This window comes from Desulfobulbaceae bacterium, from assembly GCA_013792005.1.
Taxonomy (GTDB): domain Bacteria; phylum Desulfobacterota; class Desulfobulbia; order Desulfobulbales; family VMSU01; genus VMSU01.
The window spans coordinates 1-9,717 of sequence record VMSU01000245.1 but is presented as its reverse complement, the minus strand read 5'-3'; the positions used below and the strand labels follow the sequence as shown (position 1 = coordinate 9,717).

9 protein-coding genes are annotated in these 9,717 nt (G+C 48.3%); 3 read left to right on the top strand and 6 right to left on the bottom strand.

Features of this window, described 5'->3' with window-relative positions:
- The coding region (locus tag FP815_16040) for a hypothetical protein (protein MBA3016440.1) at window positions 1–313 on the bottom strand (313 nt) is incomplete at its 3' end.
- A gap of 469 nt (window positions 314–782) precedes the next feature.
- Between FP815_16040 and FP815_16035 the strand changes: the two genes are divergently transcribed.
- Both FP815_16035 and FP815_16030 read left to right on the top strand, forming a co-directional pair.
- On the top strand, window positions 783–2,510 hold the full coding sequence (locus FP815_16035) for a phosphoglucomutase (protein MBA3016439.1): 1,728 nt from the start codon (window positions 783–785) through the stop codon (window positions 2,508–2,510).
- Window positions 2,511–2,686: 176 nt separating this feature from the next.
- Window positions 2,687–2,893, top strand: coding sequence for a hypothetical protein (locus tag FP815_16030; protein MBA3016438.1), 207 nt, complete (start codon window positions 2,687–2,689; stop codon window positions 2,891–2,893).
- Window positions 2,894–2,941: 48 nt separating this feature from the next.
- On the opposite strand, the gene FP815_16025 is transcribed toward FP815_16030, so the two are convergent.
- From FP815_16025 to FP815_16005, 5 genes are read right to left on the bottom strand one after another with little or no spacing between them, the layout of a single operon-like run.
- Window positions 2,942–4,252: a replication-associated recombination protein A gene (locus FP815_16025; GenBank protein MBA3016437.1), complete on the bottom strand. Its 1,311-nt coding sequence runs from the start codon at window positions 4,250–4,252 to the stop codon at window positions 2,942–2,944.
- Window positions 4,249–5,067, bottom strand: a complete 819-nt coding sequence (locus tag FP815_16020) for a DUF3786 domain-containing protein (protein ID MBA3016436.1) — start codon at window positions 5,065–5,067, stop codon at window positions 4,249–4,251. Before FP815_16020 ends, FP815_16025 begins: the two co-directional genes overlap by 4 nt.
- Before the next feature lie 29 nt (window positions 5,068–5,096).
- Window positions 5,097–5,873: a serine/threonine-protein phosphatase gene (locus FP815_16015; protein MBA3016435.1), complete on the bottom strand. Its 777-nt coding sequence runs from the start codon at window positions 5,871–5,873 to the stop codon at window positions 5,097–5,099.
- Entirely contained in the window at window positions 5,854–8,259 is a 2,406-nt protein-coding gene (locus tag FP815_16010; GenBank protein MBA3016434.1) for a protein kinase, read from the bottom strand. Before FP815_16010 ends, FP815_16015 begins: the two co-directional genes overlap by 20 nt.
- 12 nt (window positions 8,260–8,271) lie before the next feature.
- Window positions 8,272–8,976: an FHA domain-containing protein gene (locus FP815_16005; protein MBA3016433.1), complete on the bottom strand. Its 705-nt coding sequence runs from the start codon at window positions 8,974–8,976 to the stop codon at window positions 8,272–8,274.
- A gap of 348 nt (window positions 8,977–9,324) precedes the next feature.
- Between FP815_16005 and FP815_16000 the strand changes: the two genes are divergently transcribed.
- Window positions 9,325–9,717: HDOD domain-containing protein (locus tag FP815_16000; GenBank protein MBA3016432.1), on the top strand; the 393-nt coding region annotated here is incomplete at its 3' end.

Genomic DNA, 9,717 nt, shown 5'->3' with positions numbered 1-9,717 from the left:
CTGGCCTTGCTCTGTCAGGAGGAGGGATTCGGTCAGCAAGTTTTTCACTCGGCGTTATGCAGGCTTTGGCACGCAAGAGCCAGGTCAGTGAAGAGCCGATATATCCTCCGCCAGACACGGTGGAGAGATAGTCAAACCTATTGAGCCAATTCTTGCGTGCCAAAGCCTGCATAACGCCGAGTGAAAAACTTGCTGACCGAATCCCTCCTCCTGACAGAGCAAGGCCAGTCAGGTTCTGCGGCGTTGCCTCTGGGCGTCTGTTTTTGATAGATTCTAATTCCAAATCAACTATTTTTTTTGCACCTCCATGCATGCTGTCGGCTGGGTTGTACGGATAGTAGTCATCGGATAATTTATGATCATCTTTTGTCTTACTCATGGGATCTCCATTGAGGATTATTGATCCGGATGCAATATGTGGATTAGGGCCAAGCTGACTGCTTTTTGGTGTAGAAGTTTAATTAGGTGTTGTCGCCAACATTAGGATGAATTTATGTTGTTTATTCTATAAATATTATTAGGTTAATACCATGAATGTCAATTGTTTTAAATGCTAGCACCTGGCAGAATCAGTATCTCAATTTAGGAGATACAACTTTCTTGAGTTAACAAATCAATCCGAGTATTCTTAACCAGATACTGGTCAATGAATCATTGATCGAGATCAAGTTGCCGGATATGAGACGGAACTTTTGATGACGTAATGACAATCATGTTAAGGCCAGAGATCATGCGTTGCCCGCAAACTCATCCATACATTGGCCAATTTAGGGAGGTGATTTATGACAAACTCTGATAATTCCTTACTGAATAAGGGTACTCAAGAAAATGGTTCTTCAGAGCCTACAGACTATTTTACAGCAATTAAAACTTTAGTCATTCAGCGTCAAGCATGTGTTGCTGATAGTGACGAGGCCTTGGGGGTCCAGCGACAGATAGATGCCTTCTACGCGCAGGTGCGGGAGCAGATTGTCAATAACGATGGTCAGCCTCGTCAGGCAATCAGTTTTGGCACCTCGGGTTGGCGGGGGATAATCGGCACGGATATCTTCATTAAGTCCGTCGATGTAGTAGCTCGGGCTATTGTCAACATGTATGAGAGTGTTGATCAGGATCCGGAACTGCAGGATGCCCTCGGAGTTCGCTCTCTGGCAGAAGCTCGAAAAAAGGGATGTGTCTTGGGTTTTGATAATAGGTTTGGTAACGAGATCCTGGCAGAGCATATCAAGAAAGTGTTAACCGGGCAGGGGTTTGTTGTCCACTATGCCGGTGAGTCAACTACTGGGACGTTGTCTGCGGCGGTACGTGAAATTCATGCCGCATTTTCCATTAACCTCACCCCAAGCCACAATCCGCTCCAGTATGGAGGTTTTAAGTTTAACGCCGCCGATGCCGGTCCTGCCGCCCAAGTGGTAACAGATTGGATTACCAAACAGGCCAACATCTTGATTCTTCATCCGCAACCGCTCACTGCCATGGCAAGGCCGGAACTGTGTTTTTCATGCGATGCATTGAAGACATGGATGTCCTTGGTCCGCAAGGGGAAAGCTCTTCATGGAGTAGATTATGATGCTATTATGGATCGTTTGGCGGAAAGAGAGGATGTGGCGGTAGTGGTCGACTGTGTTCATGGCGCCTCACGAGTCCATGTTCATGAGTTGTTCAATCAGATTTCACCCCCCAGGTTGCAATTTCTCCGATGCAATGACGACCCAACCTTTGGGGGGATTGCCCCCGAACCGTCCACGGCTAATCTGGCTTTGATTCGCCAGGAACTCGCCTTGAGACCCGAGCCATTGCATCTCGGAGTCATTATGGACCCGGATGCCGATCGGATTCGGTTTACCGATCAGCACACCGAGATCAGCATGAATCAATTTGGCGCCATGGCGTATCATTTCTTACATGAGGTCAAGGGGAAAACAGGCATGGTGGCCAAGACCGTGGCAACCAGTAATTTTGCCAATGCCATCGCCAGAGCGCTGCACGAAGATATCTTTGAGCCCAGGGTCGGCTTCAAGGAGTTCAAACCCGTCATCGCTGAAGCGCTCGTCTGTTTTGAAGAGTCGGATGGCATTACCGTGATTGGCCATACCCCGGAAAAAGACGCCTATATCGGCTTACTCTTAGCCTTGGATATGATCTTGACCCTCAATAAGTCTCTTGGTGATTATCTTAAAGAGTTGCAGTCACAGTATGGTTTCTATGCCCCTGACAAGGATGGTGTTACTGTTACCCAACATGGTGATGCCTTAACGGCGACCTTGAAGGGGTTGGATCGTTATGCGGTAGGGGTAAAGATCAAAGTTGGCGAGGAGGAGCGAACTATTGTCAATGTGATAACCATTGATGGGCATAAGCTGATCTTAGACGATGACTCCTGGATAATGATCAGGCCATCAGGGACGGAACCAAAGGTGCGCTTTTATGTCGAAGCCAGGAGCATCGCGGGCAAGGAAGCTCTGTTTGAGACAGCGCGCAACATGCTTCGTGAACTTGGGTTGTTGTGAAATGTGGAAGCTGTCGTTTCAGGTTATTTCGTTTATGAGCTGAATAGTGATAGAACTGTCAACAATGGTAGACGGCATGCGGACCAGCAAAAGACATCCTAATAAAAACTACTGGATCTAAAAAACCATCAGCTCAGTGCTCATACCCCCATGGCCTCGGAGGTAAGGACATTCTTGTGGAAGCTAAGATCATTGCCGTGGCCGATGTCGCCGAAGCCATGTCCTCCCAACGCCCGTACCGGCCATCACTTGGGATTGAAGCTGCACTGCACGAACTGATCATCCACAAGGGGCAATGCTATGACCAGGAAATCGTCGACATATGTCTTCGCTTGTTCAATGAGCTGTCGTTCCACTTTGAAGAAACAGATTCCAGTATCTGAAAAATCGTAGCGATGAGTTCAAGTTGTCATGGGTGGGCAACTCCGATGCTATTTATTTTCCCTTTTCTGCAATATTTCTCTCCATTTCGTTAGCCGATCTTTGACGATCGCCTCATGGCCGCGATTGGTGGGATGGTAATACCTCCGTCCCGCTAATTCCGGGGGAAGGTGGTCCTGGGCAACCAGACCATCCGGTTGATCGTGAGCGTATTGATAGCCTTTGCCGTATCCGATCTCCTTCATCAGTTTGCTTGGCGCGTTACGGATGTGGAGCGGCACCGGCAGACTCCCGGTTTCCCGGATGTCCCGCATTACTTGATTGTAGGCGGCATATACCGCGTTGCTCTTGGGGGCGGTGGCCAGATAGATTACAACCTGGGCCAAGGCCAGTTCACCTTCCGGCGTTCCGAGTGTTTGATACGAGTCGCGACCATTAATGGCAATTGTTAATGCCTGGGGATCGGCATTGCCGATATCCTCGGAGGCGAAACGGATTAGCCGGCGGGCAATATAGAGCGGTTCCTCACCGGATGCCAGCATTCGGCATAACCAGTAGAGGGATCCGTCTGGATCACTGTCACGAAGACTCTTGTGCAGGGCGGAAATCAGGTTGTAATGTTCTTCTCCGCTCTTGTCATAGCGAAGACTACGGCGTTGAAAGGCCTCTTCCGCCGTGGCCAGGGTCAGGGTCAAGCCACCGGTTTCATTGCTTTCTGCCAGAGAAGTTGCGATCTCAAGGCTGTTTAAGGCCATGCGGGCATCACCATCCGCCATCCGTACCAGGTGGGTAAGCGCCGTATCATCTACCGTGATGTTGATAGTTCCCAAGCCTCGTTCTCGATTACTCAGCGCTTGATGAATAATTGCGGCGAGATGGTCGTTTGAGAGCGGCTCAAGGATCAGGACCCGACAACGGGAAAGGAGTGGGGCAATGACATGAAAAGACGGATTTTCAGTGGTGGCGCCAATCAAGGTTAAAAGACCACTTTCAACATGGGGAAGGAATCCATCCTGTTGGGCCTTATTGAAACGATGAATTTCATCGACAAAGAGAAGGGTCTGCGTCCCGTCCCGATCTCGGAGAATCTGGCTCTCTTCGACAATTTTACGGACCTCTTTGACCCCGGACATTACCGCCGAGAAGAAGACGAAATTTGCTCCGCTTAAGCTCGCCAGCAGGCGAGCGAGGGTCGTCTTGCCGACACCGGGAGGCCCCCATAGCAGCAGGGATGGTAGTTGGCGTTTCTCAATAAGACGTCCGAGGATCTTGTCTTTGCCGATCAGGTGCTCCTGGCCGATAAATTCGGCAAGAGTCTGAGGGCGCATTCGTTCGGCTAAAGGAACGGTAGCCGACTTCATATCAAAACTTGAGATTTCAGAAGGGAAGTCATTCGGTCTGCCAAGCGTTCTGAAGAAAAGACCAGTGATTCCAGATCGAGATAAGAGAGGACGTGGCGATCGAAGAGGACCTTGACCTGGGCCGGAAAATGATCTTCCAAAGATTCCTCCCAGTAGAGGACGAACTGTGGAATCATGGGCAGGACTAAGATGATCGCGGCAAGCGTTGCTCCCTCACCGTCGGTCGCTGTGCCACCGACAGCGGTAATGCCTGCCATAATATGTGGCGCTGACTGATCGTGGAAGAGCCGAGCCAGTCGATCTTCACAGTAGGTTGCTAATGTCTTGATTTTGGATATTGAATTAGGCAGACTTTCCATGCCTACCCAGTCGTGAGCAGGGAGATGATTCCCGCCACTTGCGACATAATTGTAGAGAAGAATCTGATCTCTGGGGTCATCCGGTTCTTGACCATCAATGGTCAAGGTTGACTTTGATAGGCTCACCTCTTGTCCCAGGTAATGGAAGATAAGCTTTCCGTTACAGTCAGCGCTGAATGTGGCCCCAAGGTGGGGCGCGATCTCCTCAAAATGTAACGGTCTGATTTTCTCTTTCAGCGAGGCAATAAAATCAAGATCCTTAATTTTTTGATCTTTAATAAAGGAAATGTCGGTGGTGATGTCAATCCCTGAGAGATTAATAAACGGACACTGGCCAGGGCTGACCCCGGTCTTCACAACAGCTGCGCCAAAGGCCAGACAAGTGGGGAACCCGCATTGTCGGCAATTGGTCATCGGAGTACGTTTGACAAGATCAAGGGGAGAGAGTTTAGGCATCGGTTTCGTAACTATCTTTTAATGCTTGATCAGACAAAGCCGACCACTGCGGTGATATTATCCTTGCCCCCGGCCTTATTCGCTTCGGCTATGAGCGTGTCGCAAGCCTCCTCAGGCGTTGATGCCTGCCGAAGGATAGATTCCAGGCGAGCGTCAGGGAGCATGGACCAGAGACCGTCTGAACAGAGGAGGATGCGGTCACCCTTGGCTACCGGGGTAATTGTGCAATCCGGGTCTTCAGGGAAGGGAAAGCCAACTGCTCGGCTCACCACATGCCTGGTGACTTTGGCGCTGTCGGATGATTGAGTTTTCGACAGGTCGCCTCTGGCGATTTCAGCGACATAGGTGTGGTCTTGGGTAAGCTGACGGAGATCTTTGGTAAGAAGATATGCCCTAACATCACCGACATGGCAGGTATAGAAAAGTCCCTTATTAACATAACCCAGAATGAAGGTGCAACCCATTCCGGAGTAGGCTTGATCTTCACGTGCTTTGTCAATGACCTGCTCGTTTACTTTGCATAAGCCATGAATAAGGAGATGGCGAATTTCATTCTGGTTGTTTGAGGCTTGGTTCAGGGCATCAGGGACCAATACCTGAATCATGGATTTGATTGCTGTGCGACTGGCAATTTCACCGGCATTATGTCCACCCATTCCATCAGCAACCATCATCAGGTTATTGTGAGGCAGGATGGAAAAGCTGTCTTCGTTGTTTGGACGTGTTTTTCCGGTATCGGTGCGGCCAAACAGGGCTACAGGGCATCTACAGGGACAGAAAAGGTGTTTAAGGAAATTCCAGGTCATAGATTACCATCCAGACTATTATTGCGCCATCGTTGCGCCCGGCTAAAAAAATGTGGGGTTTAGCCCCCATAAACAGACTACGGATACCGTCCCCGCCACCTTCCAGGGTGTGAAGGCAACGCCCGGATTCTATCTCCCATATTTTGATCAAGTCATCATCACCGGCGCTGAGAAAATGTGCGTTGTCTTGCAATAATATGGCGGCGTTGACGGTATCTTCATGGGGGACTAATGAACTAAGCTGTCTCCCGTTTTTTCTGTTCCAGATTTTAACATTTCGATCCCGTGCCCCTGAGAGGAAGAGACTTCCGTCGACAGTTGGTGATAGGATGGTTACCGGCATGGCATGGGCTGTGAGTTGACGAAGGCATTCACGTGTCCCTTTGTCCCATAAGCAGATAGTTCCGTCGTCATGACCAGAGATGCAGTCTGGGTGTTTATCGAAATGAACAAGGGATCTGACCGGCACTTTTTTGTTAGTGAGAAGTGATGTCGTTTTGCCGGTTGCCAAATCCATGATAACAATGTTGCCGCTGTCCTGTCCGAAACTGAGGGCGGTTCCATCAGGAGTGAAGGATAAGGCAGTAACCTTGTCTGTTATTGAAATCGTCTGCGAAATTTTTCCAGATTTTATCGATAATAGGTGGATTCCGGTGGGGTTTGCAAAAGCGAGAAGTCCGCGAGTGGCGCTATAAGTAATGGTAGTGACATCACGATAGGCCTCAAGTCCCTTGGGTTTGTGATTCTCAGCCAGGGTGCGGAGCATGATTTTACCTGATGGAGAGAGGTAAAAGATACGGTTTGTTCCAGGGATAAGGATCGGGCTGTCAACATGAGAACCAGTAGGAGGGAGTGTCTTTAACCTGGTCACACCTTTTATGCCCTTTTTTCTGCCTTGTACGAGGAGTTGTTCATAGGCAGGAAGAAAAACTCTGTCCTTGCGATAGCCAATATTCCCCCAGCCGCGAGTAAGTATCTCATGGCAATCCGCGTAGTGACCCTTAGCTAGTAAATCGCTGACATTGCGTTGAGTGGCTAGGTGGAGTTGGCCGGTACGGAAGGCATCGACTGAGTTCTTAGGAAAACATAACCTGTATTCCGGAAAAGATACGGATGGTAATTGCGAGGACGCGACACTTGTTGGAGTCGAGGAAGAGATAGCTTCTTTAAGGGCAATGGCCAGTGTCTCTAGAAGGGCAATTTTAGGCAGGCGCTGACTGATAGCCTCAAGTTGACGTAAGAGATAGGAAGGTGTAGCCCGATTACTTTGCCAGCGGAGCAGAATATTATTGAATATAGCCTCGGGAAGCGCATCATTAATTTCCAGGGCATGGGCAAGGCAGGATTCAGCCTCTTTGCTCTTCCCCAGCTCCAGGAAGGAGACCGCCCGGTTATTGTAATTTTCCGCTTCCAGATCAGTGAAATCAATCTCCATGTACGGGCAATCTACCCGATAGAGTTCGATATAGGCTCGATTGAGGTCACTGCGGAGTTCTGAAAAATCTTGGTAACGGTTTTTCGGATCAAATGCCACGGACTTTTTAAGTAGGTGGGGCAACGTCGGTGGAAACGCATTACCTCCCGGAGGAGGAGAAGGGTCCAAGGGTTCGGGAACTTGATTGTTCGCATATGGCTTCCGACTACAGAAGATGAGCCAAAGGCAAATACCGAAGGAAAATATATCGGTGCGGCGATCAACGTTATGGGTATCACGAAATTGTTCTGGAGAGGCGTAGCCTGGTGTGCCCCGAAATCCGATGGTTCCTTCTTCTGTGCCTTGCGTATCCGGCATAGGGGCAATCGTTGAAGGATCTGGAGCGGTGATGCTTTGAACGATTCCAAAATCGGTGATTTTGACCAGCGCGTTCTTGGTGACCAGGATATTCTGGGGCTTGATGTCTCGGTGGATGATACCTTTTGAATGAGTGAACTCCATACCGTGACAGAATTGAATAGCCATGGACAACGCTGTGCGGAGATCCCGACACCGACCGGTCTTGATCCAGGTGCTTAAATCACCGCCATCGACATATTCGATAAAAAGGTGCGGTATCGCATTGATTGATTGAATATAGAAGCAAGTGGCAACATTGGGGTGCATTCCCATCCGCACCCAACTTTCTGCTTCGGTAAAAATTCGTTTTGCTCCTTCCTGATCGGCAAGAACCTCGGGCTTGGGAACCTTGATAGCCACAGGAATGTTCCATCCCAAGTGTTGAGCAATATAAACTCTGCCCATGGCTCCACTGAATAACTGCTCGATCTTATAACGTTGAAGTATAATGTCACCAGGTTGCCATTGTCTCTCTTCTGGCAGAGAGAGAACTTGGGAATCCATCTTGGACGACTTGGTGCGTTTGAATCTATCAAGGAGGTGGGTTAGCATGCGTATAACGTGTTATTCAAAACGAAGGGTAGTCCCTCTAATGGTGATAATGTCACCAGAACGAAGGGTATATTCAGAGGTTATCTTAATGTCATTAACATAGGTCCCGGCCCATGATCGTTGGGGGATCAAGATAAAAGCGGTGTCGCGCTTGATAATGTATGCTTGGGCCTTTGCCACAAACCAGCCAGGGATCACCATATCACAAGAAGGGTCTTTGCCGATCTTAACGCTGCTTGTCCCCCCCAGTGGTAATTTTTTGGTCGATGCTTCTCCTCGTATCACGGTGAGACCGGGTCCAACAGACTTAGACTTGAATTGCTGAGTAGATGGAGGCTGTTTTTTGTTAGTGACAAAGACTGTCTCTTCATCAAGATCCATGGCGCCAACCGAAACAGAGGCTGCGACTCGCAACGCAGTTTCCCCATGAACGAGTGGAGTTAAGGTGAATTTTCCAAAGACGATGACGTCTTTTTCAGAAACAGGCTCATCCGTCTTGATTTTTTTGCCATTAACGAACGTGCCGTTGGTACTGCCCATATCCGACACGAAATAAATGCCACTGTTCATGGAGATGGATATGTGTTGTCTGGAGATAGCAGTGTTGTCGAGGGAGATGTCACATTCATTTCCTCTGCCGATGGTAATTGTCTGGCCTTCCTTGATGGGAAAAGTCTTAATAATGGTATCGTGTAACTTGATGGTCCAGTCTGCCATGGTCAATTTCCTCGTTAATAATAATGGTGCTAATCACTGTTGCCCAGGATTTCTCTATATCTGATAACGGTCTCAACAACACAGTCAATACCAGGTGGAGTTTGGATGCTAACTTGCCAGTCTCCCATCAGTTTTTTACAGCGATGATCTTATTTCTGGCAATGACTTCTCTTGAGATTAGCATAATTTTAATAGTCAATTAAGGAAAAAATACGCTATAATTTATTCGTTAATACTGTAGGTTATACTTATGCTACTTGATTTGGAATTGTATTTCTCATTAATTTTGGATTACCACTTGCTAATTAAGACAAATATTCGCACAATCATGGGTTCCTATTACCGTAAATGAACGCTCGTCCCCCTGCTTTTTCTGCCACAGCGCTGTCTGATATCTTTGCTCGACTTAATATGAGCGAACTGCCAGTAATCACTCAACATGTCCAAGGACTTATTGCGATAACTCATAGTGCCAGTACTACTAATGCCGATCTTTCTAAGTTGATTTTAAAAGATTATTCTCTTGCCAGCAGGGTGTTGCAATGCGCCAATTCCGCCTACTATTCACAGGGACGAAAGTGCAATACCATATCTAACGCAGTGGCTCTACTCGGATTCAATGCAATTCGTGATTTAGCCCACGGTGTAGGTTTGTTTGAGGAATTTTTAAAGAGTGGAGTGGATAAAGATGCCGTAATGGCCATAATGACTCGATCATTTCTTGCCGGATTCCTGGCGCGT